This is a genomic window from Agrobacterium sp. 22-210-1 (genome assembly GCF_053522525.1).
The window spans coordinates 1149311-1165659 of sequence record NZ_JBNWCI010000002.1 but is presented as its reverse complement, the minus strand read 5'-3'; the positions used below and the strand labels follow the sequence as shown (position 1 = coordinate 1165659).

General features: G+C 58.1%; 13 protein-coding genes. 7 read left to right on the top strand and 6 right to left on the bottom strand.

The window, feature by feature from the left end:
* Positions 1-254: 254 nt before the first annotated feature.
* Both hutC and ACQZ5F_RS18350 read right to left on the bottom strand, forming a co-directional pair.
* On the bottom strand, positions 255-977 hold the full coding sequence (gene hutC, locus ACQZ5F_RS18355) for a histidine utilization repressor (RefSeq protein WP_225338929.1): 723 nt from the start codon (positions 975-977) through the stop codon (positions 255-257).
* A 54-nt stretch (positions 978-1031) separates the two neighbouring features.
* Entirely contained in the window at positions 1032-2378 is a 1347-nt protein-coding gene (locus ACQZ5F_RS18350) for a formimidoylglutamate deiminase (RefSeq protein WP_225338911.1), read from the bottom strand.
* Between the two features lie 114 nt (positions 2379-2492).
* Here ACQZ5F_RS18350 and hutI point away from each other — a divergent pair, with 114 nt between their 5' ends.
* The 5 genes from hutI (at position 2493) to ACQZ5F_RS18325 (ending at position 8628) form a co-directional block, all read left to right on the top strand.
* Entirely contained in the window at positions 2493-3752 is a 1260-nt protein-coding gene (gene hutI, locus ACQZ5F_RS18345; protein WP_225338910.1) for an imidazolonepropionase, read from the top strand.
* Positions 3749-5293 carry a histidine ammonia-lyase gene (hutH, locus tag ACQZ5F_RS18340; protein ID WP_052821307.1) on the top strand — a complete coding sequence of 515 codons (1545 nt, stop codon included), beginning with the start codon at positions 3749-3751 and terminating at the stop codon, positions 5291-5293. Before hutI ends, hutH begins: the two co-directional genes overlap by 4 nt.
* Before the next feature lie 213 nt (positions 5294-5506).
* Entirely contained in the window at positions 5507-6310 is an 804-nt protein-coding gene (gene hutG, locus ACQZ5F_RS18335; protein WP_225338909.1) for an N-formylglutamate deformylase, read from the top strand.
* Between the two features lie 11 nt (positions 6311-6321).
* Positions 6322-7995 carry a urocanate hydratase gene (gene hutU, locus ACQZ5F_RS18330; protein WP_046799085.1) on the top strand — a complete coding sequence of 558 codons (1674 nt, stop codon included), beginning with the start codon at positions 6322-6324 and terminating at the stop codon, positions 7993-7995.
* 63 nt (positions 7996-8058) lie between these two features.
* Entirely contained in the window at positions 8059-8628 is a 570-nt protein-coding gene (locus tag ACQZ5F_RS18325; protein WP_225338908.1) for a HutD/Ves family protein, read from the top strand.
* 44 nt (positions 8629-8672) lie between these two features.
* Here ACQZ5F_RS18325 and ACQZ5F_RS18320 read toward each other — a convergent pair whose 3' ends face one another.
* The 4 genes from ACQZ5F_RS18320 to ACQZ5F_RS18305 all read right to left on the bottom strand — a co-directional run bounded on the left by ACQZ5F_RS18320 (position 8673) and on the right by ACQZ5F_RS18305 (position 13535).
* Positions 8673-10151 (bottom strand): M81 family metallopeptidase, encoded by a 1479-nt coding sequence (locus ACQZ5F_RS18320; RefSeq protein WP_225338907.1) that lies wholly within the window; start codon positions 10149-10151, stop codon positions 8673-8675.
* Between the two features lie 70 nt (positions 10152-10221).
* Positions 10222-11310 (bottom strand): D-TA family PLP-dependent enzyme, encoded by a 1089-nt coding sequence (locus ACQZ5F_RS18315; protein ID WP_225338906.1) that lies wholly within the window; start codon positions 11308-11310, stop codon positions 10222-10224.
* 32 nt (positions 11311-11342) lie between these two features.
* Complete coding sequence (locus ACQZ5F_RS18310; RefSeq protein WP_046799081.1) at positions 11343-11738, bottom strand: RidA family protein; 396 nt, start codon at positions 11736-11738, stop codon at positions 11343-11345.
* 411 nt (positions 11739-12149) lie between these two features.
* Positions 12150-13535, bottom strand: coding sequence for an FAD/NAD(P)-binding protein (locus ACQZ5F_RS18305; RefSeq protein WP_225338905.1), 1386 nt, complete (start codon positions 13533-13535; stop codon positions 12150-12152).
* A 423-nt stretch (positions 13536-13958) separates the two neighbouring features.
* Here ACQZ5F_RS18305 and repA point away from each other — a divergent pair, with 423 nt between their 5' ends.
* A complete protein-coding gene (repA, locus tag ACQZ5F_RS18300; protein ID WP_225338904.1) occupies positions 13959-15173 on the top strand; it encodes a plasmid partitioning protein RepA in 1215 nt (404 codons plus the stop codon).
* Entirely contained in the window at positions 15170-16183 is a 1014-nt protein-coding gene (gene repB / locus ACQZ5F_RS18295; protein WP_137087166.1) for a plasmid partitioning protein RepB, read from the top strand. The genes repA and repB overlap by 4 nt, the downstream gene beginning before the upstream one ends.
* Positions 16184-16349 lie beyond the last annotated feature (166 nt).

The window sequence follows — 16349 nt, the reverse complement described above, 5'->3', positions numbered from 1 at the left end:
AACTTGATTTCTTGAGAACGAAAGACTTCGTCGCCAGCAGCGCCGCCGCCCTCGTTCAGTGAGCGGACTTATAAGAGATCACCCTCAAACAAGTCAACAGCTCAAATCACGAAAAATAAGAAAATCTATCAAGATATTGATTTTAAAAGATAGTTTGCAAAACGTTCGCTGAAACTGGCGGATTCCGTGCTTTTCCCGTCTAGCACCGATGTATCCGCCCTTTCGCTTATAAAGGGATCTCGCCTTTGCTGATCTCAGTCGGACGAAGGACTGAAACGGGCGACCAGGGCATGGGCATTGCCGGGATAAGAGAAGCGCACATAGGTGACGGCGCCGGAGTTGCTCCAGGTCCGCCGCTCCACGACAAGGCAGGCTTGCCTGTCGGAGATACCCAGCAGACGGGCAATCTCCTTTGACGCTATTTCGGCGCTGATGCGGTGTTCGGCATTGCTCCACGGAACATGGCCGAGCAGCCAGGGACCGGGCGCAATCTCGGTAAAGTCGGCTTCGGCTGCTTCCGGCACGGCGGCCAGATTGATGAGACGCTGCTCGACGCAGAATTCCCGTATGCCCGCAAAATGGATGCAGATGATATCGAGCAAAGGTGCGCCGACGGAAATATCGAGGCTTGCACGATCTTCACTCTTTGCCGTACGCTGCGTGCATTTCAGAATTTTGAAACCGTAATCCAGATCAAGGGATTCGACTTCGGCCCTGATATCGTGAATTTCGAGAACGGCGGATTGGATCTGCGGCTGGCGAACGAAACTGCCGGATTTCTTGCGCCGTTCGATCAAACCAGCCTTGGCAAGCTGGCCCATGACCTTGTTGACGGTCATGCGCGAGCAATCATAATGGGTGGCGAGGTCGACCTCGAACGGCAATCTGTGGCCTGGCGGCCATTCCCCCGAAACGATCCGGCCCTCGATATCGCTGAGGATACGCTGGTGCAGAGTTTGCCCGGCAGATGCTTTCATCACGTCCGTAATGCCTTTCCGCACCGGCTCGATCTCGTTTCAGTCCAGCCCATATCAGCTATCGAGAAGTTCAGCCATGACCTTGTTGAAGCGCTCCGATATTGCACGGCGGCGGATATGCCGACCCGCCTGCACCTGTATTTCGCCGCGTACCCAGACGGAATCGACTTGGACGCCGCCAGCGAATATCCACTGGTCAAGAATCTGGGATGCAGGAAGATAAGAAACAGCCGAGATATCCAGGGCGACAAGATCAGCGCTTTTTCCCTTTTCTATTGCATTTTGTGATGCCAGAGCCCTGCCGCCGCCTGCAAGCGCCTGCCGGAACAATTTTTCACCGGTGGAGCCTCCGGCATCGGCAATGACATTACGCGCGCGGCGCGTCAGACGCTGCGAATATTCGAGCGTCCGCAATTCTTCGGGCAGGGAGATGAGAATGTTGGAATCGGAACCAACGCCATAATGCCCGCCTTCTGCGATAAAATCCGGAGCGGGGAAGATGCCGTCGCCGAGATTGGCTTCGGTGATTGGGCAGAGGCCGGCAACAGCACCGCTTTTCGCCATGCGGCGCGTTTCGGCCTCCGTCATATGCGTGGCATGGATGAGGCACCAGCGATCATCGACCGGCGCATTCTCCAGAAGCCACTCAACCGGTCGCGCTCCTGAAACGGCGAGCGAATCTTCGACCTCCTTTGTCTGTTCCGCCACATGAATGTGGATCGGCCCACCCTTCGCCAGCGGCTCGATGGCCGCCAGCTCTTTGCCGGTCACGGCGCGCAGGCTGTGCGGCGCGATGCCAAGCACGGCACCCGGCAGGGATTTGACCACCGCCTGTGCGCCCTGCATCAGCCTTTCGTAACTGTCGAGCGAATGGATGAAACGCTTTTGCCCGTCGATCGGCGGCTGACCGCCAAAACCGGAATGCGCGTAAAAGACCGGCAGCAATGTCAGGCCGATACCGGTTTGTGCGGCCGCCGCGCCGATGCGCTCCGCCATTTCGGCGATATTGCCGTAATGCGAACCATCCCTGTCATTGTGCAGATAATGAAATTCCCCGACCCGCCCGAAACCGGCCTCCAGCATTTCCATATAAAGCTGGGCGGCAACCGCCTCGACATGGTCAGGGGTCATTGAGAGCGCAAATTTGTACATGACTGTGCGCCAGCTCCAGAAACTGTCATCGGCCGGCCCGCGAATTTCGGCAAGTCCGGCCATGGCCCGCTGAAAGGCATGGCTGTGGAGATTGGGCATGGCCGGAACGATCACCGCATGGCGCTCATCCTGCGGCTGAGGGGAGACGCCGGTTTCGACCAATGAAACAACGCCGTCATCGCAAACAATGCGAACGTCCCGCGCCCACCCCCCGGCCAGAAGCGCTGCGCCCGCGTGAATTGCCGTCATGCCACCCTCTCCTCTTGTCGTTATGGGCAAGGCCATTTCAGACGTGAAATTGCGGCTTGCCAAGCCGATTATTATGTATATACATTTAAGCCATAAAGGAAAGGCGAAAAGCAAATGCCAGGGAACAAATCCGTAAAGGGAATGGCAGCAGGAGACGCCACCACATTGTGGCGCAACGCCCGGCTGGCGACTTTCGATCCATCCATGGAAGGCATCGGCGCGGTCGAAAATGCCGTCATCGCCGTGCGCGGCGGCCGCATCGCCTTTGCCGGCCCGGAAAATGATCTGCCTGCCGATCTGGCAGCAGCCGATGAGATCACCGATTGCGGCGGCCGCTGGATCACGCCCTCCTTGATTGACTGCCACACCCATCTGGTCTTCGGCGGCAACCGGGCGATGGAATTCGAGATGCGGCTGAATGGCGCGACCTATGAAGAGATCGCCAAGGCGGGCGGCGGCATCGTTTCTTCGGTGCGCGATACCCGCGCAATCTCGGAAGACGCTCTGGTGGCTCAGGCTTTGCCGCGTCTCGACACGCTTCTGGCCGAGGGCATTTCCACCATCGAAATCAAATCCGGTTACGGTCTGGCTATAGAGACCGAACTGAAAATGCTGCGTGTTGCCCGCAGGCTTGCAACGCTGCGGCCGGTGCGGATCGTCACCAGCTATCTGGCCGCCCATGCGACGCCCGCTGAATATAAGGGCCGCAATGCCGATTACATTACCGATGTCGTTCTGCCGGGGCTGGAAAAAGCCCATGCCGAAGGGCTGGTGGATGCGGTGGACGGCTTTTGCGAAGGTATCGCCTTCTCCGTCGAGGAGATCACCCGCGTTTTCGAAAAAGCACGGCAGCTCGGTCTTCCCGTCAAACTGCATGCCGAGCAGCTTTCCGATCTTGGCGGGGCAAAGCTTGCCGCATCCTATGGCGCCCTTTCCGCCGATCATCTGGAATATCTGGATGAGGCGGGCGCGAACGCACTGGCGAAAGCGGGAACCGTGGCCGTGCTTTTGCCCGGCGCTTTTTACGCGCTCCGGGAAAAACAGGCCCCGCCGGTTCAGGCCCTGCGCGACGCGGGTGCGACAATCGCGCTGGCAACAGATTGCAATCCCGGCACCTCACCGCTCACCTCGCTGCTCCTGACCATGAATATGGGTGCCACGCTTTTCCACATGACCGTGGAAGAGTGCCTGACGGCGACGACACGCAATGCCGCCAAGGCGCTGGGCCTGCTTGCGGAAACCGGCACGCTGGAGGCCGGAAAATCCGCCGACTTCACTATCTGGGATATCGAGCGCCCGGCCGAGCTTGTCTACCGCATCGGTTTCAACCCGCTCCATGCCCACATTTTCAAGGGACAGAAGGTTTCCCCATGACCATGAAGACCATTACGCTTCACCCCGGCAATGTAGCCCTTGCCGACCTTGCCGGCATTTACTGGACCAATGGCGCCGCGAAGCTCGACCCCTCATTCGACGCCGGTATAAACAAGGCGGCGGCGCGCATAGCGGAGATCGCCGCAGGCAATGCGCCTGTCTATGGCATCAATACCGGTTTCGGCAAACTCGCATCCATCAAGATCGACGCGGCCGATGTAGCGACACTGCAGCGGAACCTTATCCTGTCGCATTGCTGCGGGGTCGGCGCCCCGCTTCCTGAAAATGTCGTGCGGCTGATCATGGCGCTGAAGCTGATTTCGCTCGGCCGCGGCGCCTCGGGTGTGCGGCTGGAGCTGGTGCGGCTGATCGAGGCCATGCTGGAAAAGGGCGTCATTCCGGTGATCCCCGAAAAGGGTTCGGTCGGTGCCTCCGGCGATCTCGCGCCGCTGGCCCATATGGCCGCCGTGATGATGGGCGAAGGCGAGGCTTTTTATCAGGACACGCTTCTGCCAGCCGGCGAAGCGCTTGCAAAAGCCGGGCTGATACCGGTGGTACTAGCCGCCAAGGAAGGCTTGGCGCTTATCAACGGTACGCAGACCTCGACGGCACTGGCGCTGGCCGGTCTTTTCCGCGCCCATCGCGCCGCCCAGGCCGCGTTGATTACCGGCGCACTCTCCACCGATGCCGCCATGGGGTCTTCCGCGCCCTTCCATCCCGATATCCACACACTTCGCGGCCATAAAGGTCAGATCGATGCGGGGGCAGCGCTTCGCCGGCTGCTGGAAGGTTCCGAAATCCGCGTTAGCCATATCGAGGGTGACGAGCGGGTACAGGACCCCTATTGCATTCGTTGCCAGCCGCAGGTGGACGGCGCCTGCCTCGATCTTCTGCGGCAGGTGGCCCGCACGCTTGAAATCGAAGCCAATGCGGTAACGGATAATCCACTGGTGCTATCAGACAATTCCGTCGTATCCGGCGGCAATTTCCACGCCGAACCGGTGGCCTTTGCCGCCGACCAGACGGCACTTGCCATCTGCGAAATCGGCGCGATCGCCCAGCGCCGCGTGGCGCTGCTGGTCGATCCGGCCCTTTCCTACGGTCTGCCCGCCTTTCTATCCAAAAAGCCGGGCCTGAACTCCGGCCTGATGATTGCCGAAGTCACCTCTGCCGCACTGATGAGCGAGAACAAGCAGATGGCGCATCCGGCCTCGGTGGATTCCACACCAACTTCCGCCAATCAGGAAGACCACGTGTCCATGGCCTGCCATGGTGCGCGGCGCCTGCTGCCGATGACCGAAAATCTCTTCGCCATCCTTGGTATTGAAGCCCTTTCCGCCATCCAGGGTGTGGAATTGCGCGGGCCACTGAAAACCAGCCCAGAGCTTCAAAAGGCTATTACCGTGCTTCGTGCGTCAATCCCCTCGCTGGAAGAGGACCGTTATATGGCGCCGGATCTGAAAGCGGCTGCGGAGCTGATCGCTTCCGGCGCTCTGGTCTCCGTGATTTCGGATGGCATTCTGCCGAAGCTCGAGGTTTGAGATGACAAGCCAATTGTTTTCCTCCGTTCCGGTCGGTGCGTTGGGGCTAGCCCCCTCTGCCCTGCCGGGCATCTCCCCCTCAAGGGGGGAGATCACATACCGTGTCCGCTCGTTCCCTAGGCAAGGTGCTATCCGCTTGCCGATCTCCCCCCTTGAGGGGGAGATGCCCGGCAGGGCAGAGGGGGGTAACCCTACGGCAGAAGGGGCTGGCCGATGAGCACGCCTTTCTCGCTGCACCAAGGCACCTCGCCAATCATTCTCGGCCTGCCTCACACCGGTACGGATGTGCCGGCGGAGATTTGGGATCGCCTCAACGACAATGGCAGGATTCTCGCCGATACCGACTGGCACATCCACGACCTCTATGCCGGGCTTCTGGAGAATGTGACCACGGTCCGCGCCACCTTCCACCGCTACGTGATCGATGCCAACCGCGACCCCGCCGGAGTGAGCCTTTATCCGGGCCAGAACACGACGGGACTGGTTCCGGAAACCGATTTCGACGGCAAACCCATCTGGAATGAGGGGCAGCAACCGAATGCAGCTGATATCGCCTATCGGCTGGAAACCTTTCACGCGCCCTATCATGCAGCCCTTGCGGCGGAAATCGAGCGGGTGAAGGCCATTCACGGCATCGCCATTCTCTATGATTGCCATTCGATCCGCTCGCATATCCCCTTTCTGTTCGAGGGCAAGCTGCCGGATTTCAACATCGGCACGGATATGGGCAGGACCTGCGATCCGGCCATAGAGCGGATTGCCGTGGACGTGACCGCTGCCGCAGAGGGTTACGACAGCATTCTGAACGGCCGCTTCAAAGGCGGCTGGACGACCCGGCATTATGGAAAACCTGAAGCCGGCATGCACGCTATTCAGATGGAGTTGGCGCAATCCACCCATCTCGCCAGTGAGGTGCCGCCTTTCGCCTATGACGCGCAAAAGGCGGAACGCCTGCGCAACCATCTCAAAACCATTCTCACGCGCATGGAAAATTTCGCGCTCGAGACACAACGATAAGGGGAAATCACATGGATAATCCGCGCCACAATATTCGCGAAGTCCACGCGCCGCAGGGCAATGAGCTGAACGCCAAAAGCTGGATGACGGAAGCGCCGCTGCGCATGCTGATGAACAATCTCGACCCTGATGTCGCCGAACGGCCGCATGAGCTGGTGGTTTATGGCGGCATCGGCCGCGCCGCCCGCACCTGGGAAGATTTCGACCGCATCGTTGCGACGCTGAAGGATCTGAACGAGGATGAAACCCTCATCGTGCAGTCCGGCAAGCCGGTCGGCGTGTTCCGTACCCACAAGGATGCGCCGCGTGTTTTGATCGCCAATTCCAATCTGGTGCCGCATTGGGCCACCTGGGACCATTTCAACGAGCTGGATAAGAAGGGGCTGGCCATGTACGGCCAGATGACGGCCGGTTCCTGGATTTATATCGGCACGCAGGGCATCGTGCAGGGTACTTATGAAACCTTCGTCGAGGCCGGTCGCCAGCACTATGGCGGCAACCTCAAGGGCAAATGGATCCTGACCGGCGGTCTTGGCGGCATGGGTGGCGCCCAACCGCTGGCCGCCGTCATGGCAGGCGCCTGCTGCCTTGCGGTCGAATGCGATGAAACCCGCGTCGATTTCCGGCTGCGCACGCGATATGTCGACGCAAAGGCACACACGCTGGATGAGGCGCTGGCACTCATCGACCAATGGACCAAGGCAGGCGAAGCGAAATCCGTTGGCCTGATCGGCAATGCGGCGGAAATCTTCCCCGAACTGTTTCGCCGTGGCGTCCGCCCCGATATGGTCACCGACCAGACTTCGGCGCATGATCCGATCCACGGTTATCTGCCGGCCGGATGGACCGTGGCCGAATGGCGCGCCAAACAGGAAAGCGATCCGAAGGCAGTCGCCGCTGCCGCCCGCGCCTCGATGAAGGTACATGTGCAGGCGATGGTCGATTTCTGGAACGCCGGTGTTCCGACGCTGGATTACGGCAATAACATCCGCCAGGTCGCCAAGGATGAAGGGCTGGAAGACGCCTTCGCCTTCCCCGGCTTCGTTCCGGCCTATATCCGCCCGCTATTCTGCCGCGGCATCGGCCCGTTCCGCTGGGCGGCGCTTTCGGGCGATCCGGAAGATATTTACAAGACCGACGCCAAGGTGAAGGAACTGCTGCCTGATAACAAGCACCTGCATAACTGGCTGGACATGGCACGCGAACGCATCGCGTTTCAGGGCCTGCCGGCGCGAATCTGCTGGGTCGGGCTTGGCGACCGCCATCGTCTGGGGCTTGCGTTCAACGAAATGGTGAAGAATGGCGAGCTGAAAGCGCCTGTTGTCATCGGCCGTGACCATCTCGACAGCGGCTCCGTCGCCTCACCCAACCGCGAAACCGAAGCCATGAAGGACGGTTCGGATGCCGTTTCCGACTGGCCGCTCCTGAATGCGCTGCTGAACACCGCTTCCGGCGCAACCTGGGTGTCGCTGCACCACGGTGGCGGTGTCGGCATGGGCTTCTCGCAGCATTCCGGCATGGTCATCTGCGCCGATGGCACCGACGATGCCGCTCGCCGGCTGGAGCGCGTGCTCTGGAACGACCCGGCAACTGGCGTCATGCGTCATGCCGATGCCGGTTATGAAATCGCTGTGGACTGCGCCAAGGAGCAGGGTCTGCGCCTGCCCGGCATTCTCGGCAATTGATTTTCGCATGGCCGGAAACGCGGATAGGCGTTTTCGGCCAGCACCGTGCGGAGTTAGAGAATCATGACCCTGTTGCGCGCAAGCGATTACAAACGCATGCCCTGGAAAAATGGCGGTGGCGAAACGGTGGAAATCGCCATCTTCCCGCCAGCGGCCTCCGTGAATGATTTTGATTGGCGAATCAGCATGGCGACGGTTGCGAGCGACGGGCCGTTTTCGATTTTTCCCGGCATAGACCGCACGCTGTCCATCCTTCAGGGCAATGGCATGGCGCTTGCGATTGCAGCCAACTATCCACTGCTGCTGACGATGGAGAGCGCCCCCCTGCCCTTTCCGGCCGATGTTTCTGTCAATGCGACATTGCCCGGTGGCCCGATCGTCGATCTCAACGTCATGACCCGCCGCTCAGCTTTCCGTCATGCCGTGCGAAGGCAATCCGGCACGTTTTCTGCAACAGCAGAGGGCGTCACGACACTCGTTCTCGCGCTCGACCCGCTCGTGGTCTCCAGCGGCGATGGAAAAACCAATCTCGCGCGGCTGGACAGCCTGTTGATCGAGGATCGTCGGCCTTTCACTGTCGAGCCCGATCAAAATACGGGTGCGTTTTTCCTCATCACACTTCAGCCCATCTAAAGCGGCTGCACGCTTAGAGCGATTCCGTTTTTATTGGAGAAGCCCTAGTCTAGACCCAGCGGATCGGCCACGCGTGGCCAGAGCTTGAGGCTCGCTTTGCGATAGGCGGTTGTAGCCGGATCGGTTGGATAAGAGGTCGGTGCTGCAATATAGACGATCTCAGAGGAGACAGGCGCAAAACCCGCATGGAAATGATTGGTTGATTTGACCAACAGCACGTCTTTTTTTGCGAAATCGATCCCGAGGTTGGAAAAGATATCCGGCTCATAAGTTTGGGTGCGGCTGGTAATGAGGATGATATCGATCTCTGTCCCAACCGGCCGCACGACGGCGGCGCGACCGAGCGTGACGCGGCTGTTGCGGAAACTCTGCCAGCCGGCCTCAACGGTGCGTATCACTTTTATACGGAAGTCGAGCGGCTCGCCGCCCTCGGGGCTGGATTTGCCGCCGATGCGCAGATCGATCTCTGCCCCCTCGCCCGCCGCATGACAGAAAGATACTGCAATCGGATCCCAGATCGTTGCGACACCGATATTATCCATGCGGCGCTCCACCATGCGCCGCAGGATATGGGTGGCATCACCCGCAACGCCACCACCCGGATTGTCCCATATGTCCGATACCACCACCGGCTTGTCCGGATTGCCGCTGCAAATGGCAAGAACCTTGTCGAGGCCCGATTCCGTATCCAGCATGGGCATGGCGGTCAGTTTGCGCATGGCATAAAGTTCATGGCCGAGTTTTTCGGCCAGCGCATCGCCCTTCTCCCTGTCGCCATCGGTGACGACAACAATCCGCGTGCCCATATCAGGCACATCGCCCGCCATGAAACCGTGGATGACCGAAATCGACAGGATGCCGTCCTTGCCTTCCATCGCCTTCAAACGGTCCACATAAGAGCGCATCGGCTCACGACTGGTCGGATAAATGGTAATCATGCGGCAATCGAATGTGGAAATCACCGGTTTGATTTCACCGCGCAGGGCGCGCAGCGCCAGTTCAACGACATGCTCGCCGCGTTCCTCGAAATCGGTGTGGGGAAACTCCAGGAACGTCGCCATGAAATCGAGATTTTCAACTCTCCGCGCCGTCAGATGGCTATGAGGATCGAATTCCGCCGCGATCAATACCTCCGGCCCGACCATTGCGCGCACGCGCGACAGAAAATCGCCTTCCGGATCATCATAACCCTGTGCCACCATTGCGCCGTGCAGACCGAGAACGACCGCATCAACCGGCAGCGCTTGCCGGAGTTCCGCAAGGATAGTATCGCGCAACGTTTCATAGGTCTGGCGCTGGATGAGACCTGCCGGCTCCGCCCAGCAGGATGTGCCCTCGATCACCGTGAACCCTTCCGCCTTGCCGCGACGGCGCAGGATTGGCACCGGCGAGGAGCAAAGCGTCGGCGTTTCCGGATGTTCGCCCGGCCCGGCATAAAAAGCCGCGCGGAAAGCATCCATATCCGTCGGAACGGGCGAAAACGTGTTGGTTTCGGTGGCGAGCGACGCCGTGAATATGCGCATTTTTGTATTTCTCGTTACCGGGACTGCTTTAGGCAGTTTTCTGTCTCTTAATTTGATTAGCCGGGTAATATTACCAGACGGTACCACGTGCGGCCACGTCTTCCACCCGGGTCACGAGGCCGTTTCGATGAAACACCATCCTGTCGAAAAGGTTGCTGACAACGCAGGTATGGTTCGGCACAACCTTGACCACGTCACCGATTTCCGGCCTGCCGGACGTGCAGCCGGATAGATCGACAACTGCATGCTCTTCCGAGAGCGAGACGATTTTCGCACCTTCATAACCTTCGATCAGCCCGTAATCGCTGAAACCAAGAAGATCGGAGGTCAAAGCCTTGGAGCCGCAATCGAGCACGGCCCTATCGGTTGTCGGCCGCGATACCACAGTGGCAAGAACATGCATTGCCAGATCGCCGGCCGTACAATGACCAGCGCGCAGCATGGCGCGGTCATTATATACATATGTGCCCGCCCGGTGTTCGGTTGCCGAAGGCACGAGGTGTGCGGCGTAAAAATCCGGTGAACCGCCGCTGGAACGGACAGGGCATTCGATGCCTCTTGCCGCAAGCAGCGCCATTGTCTCGCAAATAAAGCTCTCGACCTTTTCAGCCCCGCCCGGTGCCGGATAGGTCAAAATACCTTTGAAGACGAGGCCCGGTGCCGCATCGATCTTTTCCGCAAGCGACAGGGCGGCTTCCGGCGTCTGCACACCACAGCGCTTTCCGCCAGTATCGCATTCGACAAGCACGGCAAGTGGCTTTTCCGTATCGAATGTGCCAGCAAGGCCGACAATTGTCGCGACGCTGTCAGCAACGACGCTCAACCGGCCAATACGCGCATTCAGCGCCTTTAGTCGCGACAATTTCGCCGCACCGAGAATATTATAGGTGATCAGAATATCGTCGAATCCGGCATCTGCAAAAATCTCGGCTTCGCTGACCTTCTGGCAATTGATGCCGATGGCGCCGGCCTGAAGCTGCTGCCTGGCGATGGCCGGTATCTTGTGCGTCTTGATATGTGGACGGAAGGCCTTGCCATGCTCATCGAGATAGGACTGCGCCTTGAGAATATTCGCCGCAAGCCGATCCTCGTCGATCACCGGCATCGGCGTTGAAATCGCATCGAGTGGTGTGCCCGTTTCAGGCCATGGATAGGTCATCATATGCTCTCAAAACCATAAAAATCAGATAGTTAAGCCACCGGCTTATAAGCGATAACATCCATTTCCACCTTTGCATCGACCATCAGCGGCGACTGCACGGTCGAGCGCGCCGGCGGATGATCGATGAAATATTTCTGGAAAACGGCATTGAAGCTCGAAAAATCTCGAGCATCATCCAGCCAGACGTTAACCTTTACCACATCGGCAAGCGTGCAATCGGCAAGCGCCAGAACGTCCTTGATGTTGGCCACAACCTGCTCGGTCTGGGCCACGATGCCGCCGGTCACCACTTCCCCGTCAATGGTCGGCACCTGCCCGGAAACATAGACAAAATCGCCGGCCCGAACGGCCTTCGCAAATGGCCGACGTTGGCCACCGGCCTGATTATCAGCCGTCGCGAACCTCACCAGTTTCTGCTTTTCCATCAAACCTCGCAAATAATTTTCATGATTATTGCATTTTTCGGAATTTATAGCCGGTTTTGCGGCAACACTCCATAACCGATGTAAATTATTTAGCAAAATAGAGAAAACGTTCCTGTCTCTGCCCTTATCGGTACGAAATCGCTAACCCCGGATGATAACAGGGACGAGCGATATTTTCGAGGAACCACATGTTGCTGCAAGAGCATATCATTGTGTTCCGTCTGTCCTGCGAGGGAAGTTGCTCCCACGCGCTCCTCCAGCTTTGGAGGTCCCCAATGGTTCAATCATTGGGTATTCGTCAACTCGGAAAAGTTTGCCGCGGCTAACACCAAAGATGGGAAATTCGGAGAAAACAGGCGCCAAACAAATATGCCTTGAATACGGTCTTGCTTGCGATATTCAGCCAGCAATTTACCGCTGGGCTGAAACCCTATCATTCGATGACACTCTGTCTGCGACGTGTTGCGCAATTTTTTGTGCCTGCACCCGAATATCCGGCACGGCTGTTATTTCCCATAAGCGGCCCGCCGTCAGGGCACCAGCCGCGAAGAGGCCGGACCAGCTTTGTCCATCCGCCCGCAACAGGCGAGACTGGCCGTCCACTTCAACGCCGAGACCCAGAGGATCCAGCAGAAGCACACCGTCGTTTCGCATGTTTTCCAAAAGGCGCGAATGGCCAATACCCGCTCGCTCCATACCCGTGCAATTGACAACCCAATCCACCTGCAGCTCTTTCAATATCTGCGTATGCCGGCGGCGGTAGCACAGGGTAATGCCCTCGTCCTGCTCTACAACAGAGCTGAGGTAACCCGCATGGATTTCCAGAATATCATCGGTAAGCAGTTTCTCAAAAGCCGCATGAACCTCCGGCGCGATGCGGTGCCGGTGAATATTCCACCACGGCAAAGCATGCCGAAGGAACCTGCTTCGTTGAGCAGCCGTGAGAGCTTGCCAAAGCGACTGCGTCCTCGGACGCAGCCCATCCATGACCGTACGCCAGGGTGCGCCCTCCCTCACCTGTTTGCGCAAGGACTGCAACAGGCGGCTAATCTCCGTGGTTTTCTCCGGCAAGATTGGATCGACCGGGTGCAAAGGTGGACTGATGTGCGGATGCGGCACAAGTCCGCGACGAGACAGGACATGAATCGGCCCCGTATGCCCTTTTCCCCGCAGGGTCAGCACTTGGTCAATCATCGTCAACCCGGAACCGAGAATACAGATGCGGTCGCCCATCTTCACCTTCGATAGCCACCCGGGCTGCCAGCAGTGACCGATGATCCGCGGCGGCCTGCCCTCGTCGTTCGCAACAGTTTGCACCGGCAAACTCGCCGCACCGACACCTACACACAGAACAACGTTTTGCGCACGCATCATCTCACCGTTTTCGAGAACGAAGGTAAATCCCCCCGCATCGTTGGGGCGGCAGGTGGAAGCCTTGGCCCGAATGAAATCCACCCTCGCCCTCTGTTCACGGCTTCTCAACAGAGTGGCCAATCTGTCTCTTAGATAAAGACCATAATCTCCGCGCGACGCAAACAGTAGAGGGTCGTCCCCTATCCCGTTTTCCTTCAGCCAGTCGACGAAATCTTCCGGGCGATCAGGAAAGACGCTCATACGTCCAGCCGGCACATTTAGCCGGTGATAGGGTAGTTCCGTACGGTAGGCCGTTCCACGCCCAAAATCAGACTCATCGCCAACAATGGCGATTGAGGCCTTCGCTGGCAGACAAGAGAGAAGATGGGCGGCGGTACAGATGGCAGCGAAGCCGGACCCGACGAGAGCGACATCATAGGACATTCATTCCTCCAACCTGCGACAGTATGAATAGCCACACGGGGAGCGCGCGGCTCAACGATACTCTAGTCAATGAGTAGAGATTAAACGCCTGCGAATGTCCACCCTTCACTTTTCACTGCGCTGAGCCGAACAGCAGGGATCTCAATATTCGCTCCCCCGAGTTAGCCGCGGCTAACTTCATGGGTGATGAAACGCTGTCTAAACAACAGCCGACTGACCAACATTGGCAAAGTTAGCCGCGGCTAACAGTCAAACTGTCACAAAAACCAAATGTGATTCTTCCACAATGCTTTAGCGGCAGTTTCGCAACCGGGAAAAAAGCCTATTGCGCCGAAAAGAGAATCGGCGCTTATATCTCAGTTGCGGAAAAAACCGCCTTTTTCGAAAAAAACCGCCACTGCGATATCGAGCGAAAGAAGACAAATGACACAGAGTGCCGACTCAAGACTTGCTGCAGGGGCACCCGACCTGACGGGCCTTATACAACAGCATTCGGCTGCACTGTCAGCCCAATTGCAGGCGCATAATGCAAATACATTTTCACCCCACACCGAAAAGAGCATGCGAAATTTCTCGCCCGCGGAAACCGCGCGGCTGATCGGGATTGGCGAGGCTTATCTTCGCCAGATCGCGGCTGAGCGTCCGGAACTTGACGCGGCACAGGCACCAGGCCGCCGCTCCTATTCCGTTGAAGACATGCACGAGATCAGAAAGCTTCTCGATCAGGGCGCACGTGGCACACGCCGCTATCTGCCCCACCGCCGTGACGGCGAAGAACTACAGGTCATCGCCGTCATGAATTTCAAGGGCGGCTCCGGAAAAACCACGACGTCAGCGCATCTGGCGCAATATCTGGCGCTGCGCGGTTATAGGGTTCTCGCAATCGATCTTGATCCGCAGGCCAGTTTGTCTGCTCTCTTCGGTCATCAGCCAGAAATTGATGTCGGCCCGAATGAAACGCTCTATGGTGCGATCCGCTACGACGAGGAACGCCGTCCGATCGCCGAGATCGTTCGCGGCACCTATATTCCCGGCCTTCACATCGTTCCGGGCAATCTGGAGCTCATGGAGTTCGAGCACGACACGCCCCGCGCGCTGATGCGTCGCGCTCCGGGTGACACGTTGTTCTTTGCCCGCATCGGCCAGGCAATCGCCCAGGCGCAGAATTTCTATGATGTCGTCGTGATCGATTGCCCGCCGCAACTCGGTTACCTGACGCTTTCTGCATTGACGGCGGCCACCTCGGTTCTCGTCACCGTCCACCCGCAGATGCTGGACGTCATGTCCATGAACCAGTTCCTTGCCATGACCGGTGATCTTCTCGCTGAAATCGGCCGGGCCGGCGCGCGATCCGATTATAACTGGATGCGTTACCTCATTACCCGGTTTGAACCGAGTGACGGCCCGCAAAACCAGATGGTTGCTTTCCTGCGTTCGATCTTCGGTGAAAACGTCCTCAATCATCCGATGCTGAAGAGCACGGCCGTCTCCGATGCCGGATTGACCAACCAGACGCTTTTTGAAGTGGAAAGAACCCAGTTCACCCGCTCGACCTATGATCGGGCGCTGGAAGCCATGAACAATGTAAACGCTGAAGTCGAAGGACTGATCAAAAAAGCGTGGGGTAGGGCAGCATGAGCAGAAAGCAGATTTTCGCAAATCTCGGTACACCGGCCACCGACAACAACGACGCTGCCACTGAGCGGGCGCGGCCACGCGTCAGGCCCATCCTTGGTTCTCCCGATCTGGTGACGGATGTTGTGAACTCGCCAGTTGGTATGATTGGCCAGTCGCTGAACGAGGTTTCGGAACGTGCAAAGCGTGCTGAAGAGATCGAAAAGCGGCTCGCCGAGGGTCTGACGATCGTTTCCCTCAACCCTGCCGATATTGATCCTTCGTTCATACCAGATCGTATGCCGGCTTCCGAAGAGGCAGATGCCGGTCTGGTGGAAGCCATTCGCGAGCAGGGACAGCAGGTTCCCATTCTGGTGCGCCCGCATCCCGAGTTTCCGGGCCGTTATCAGGTTGCCTTCGGTCATCGCCGTCTGCGCGCCGTCTCAAGCCTTGGTATTCCGGTCAAGGCCGTCGTTCGCGATCTTAGTGATGAACAACTGGTCGTGGCGCAGGGGCAGGAAAACAACGAGCGCCGCGATCTCACCTATATCGAAAAGGCGCGCTTCGCCCAGAAACTGCAGATGCGGTTTCCCCGTGATACGATCATGGCGGCAATGTCGCTGCACAAAGGCGATCTTTCCAACATGCTGTCGGTCGTCGGCCGCATTCCGGAGGATCTGGTTGATCTCATCGGTCCCGCGCCTAGCGTCGGTCGCCGTAACTGGATGGATCTCGCCGATCAGCTTTCCTCGTCGCAGGTCAAGGAGGCTGCCCGCGCCTATGTCCGGGAGCCTTCCGTTGCAGCGCTTGTCTCCGAAGACAGGTTCAAATCACTTCTGGATTTCCTGAAGCCCAAGGCCCAGGCGAAAAAAGCCGGTGTCTGGTCGTCTGAAACCGGTGGTCGATTGGCGAAGGTGGTCGAGAGCGACCGCAAGCTGGATATATCGATCGACAAGAACGAAGCCCCGGAATTTGCCGAATTCGTTCTAGAACATCTCCAGGCGCTGTTTGCCGAATACCGATCCAAGCAGTAATTTTTAACTCGAACGACTAACAGGAGACGCATCACAAAAGAAAAAAGCCCCCGAACGTTGCCGCACGGAAGCCTTTCTTTGATCTAAGCACCCAAAGAATCTCATTTCCGCGAATCATAGTCAAGAGTCTTGGCATCGAATTTTTCGGTGAGCGATTTTCTTTTGC

Coding starts and splice junctions, on each gene's coding strand:
- hutC (WP_225338929.1), bottom strand. CDS start 977: ATGAAAGCATCTGCCGGGCAAACTCTGCACCAGCGTATCCTCAGCGAT.
- ACQZ5F_RS18350 (WP_225338911.1), bottom strand. CDS start 2,378: ATGACGGCAATTCACGCGGGCGCAGCGCTTCTGGCCGGGGGGTGGGCG.
- hutI (WP_225338910.1), top strand. CDS start 2,493: ATGCCAGGGAACAAATCCGTAAAGGGAATGGCAGCAGGAGACGCCACC.
- hutH (WP_052821307.1), top strand. CDS start 3,749: ATGACCATGAAGACCATTACGCTTCACCCCGGCAATGTAGCCCTTGCC.
- hutG (WP_225338909.1), top strand. CDS start 5,507: ATGAGCACGCCTTTCTCGCTGCACCAAGGCACCTCGCCAATCATTCTC.
- hutU (WP_046799085.1), top strand. CDS start 6,322: ATGGATAATCCGCGCCACAATATTCGCGAAGTCCACGCGCCGCAGGGC.
- ACQZ5F_RS18325 (WP_225338908.1), top strand. CDS start 8,059: ATGACCCTGTTGCGCGCAAGCGATTACAAACGCATGCCCTGGAAAAAT.
- ACQZ5F_RS18320 (WP_225338907.1), bottom strand. CDS start 10,151: ATGCGCATATTCACGGCGTCGCTCGCCACCGAAACCAACACGTTTTCG.
- ACQZ5F_RS18315 (WP_225338906.1), bottom strand. CDS start 11,310: ATGACCTATCCATGGCCTGAAACGGGCACACCACTCGATGCGATTTCA.
- ACQZ5F_RS18310 (WP_046799081.1), bottom strand. CDS start 11,738: ATGGAAAAGCAGAAACTGGTGAGGTTCGCGACGGCTGATAATCAGGCC.
- ACQZ5F_RS18305 (WP_225338905.1), bottom strand. CDS start 13,535: ATGTCCTATGATGTCGCTCTCGTCGGGTCCGGCTTCGCTGCCATCTGT.
- repA (WP_225338904.1), top strand. CDS start 13,959: ATGACACAGAGTGCCGACTCAAGACTTGCTGCAGGGGCACCCGACCTG.
- repB (WP_137087166.1), top strand. CDS start 15,170: ATGAGCAGAAAGCAGATTTTCGCAAATCTCGGTACACCGGCCACCGAC.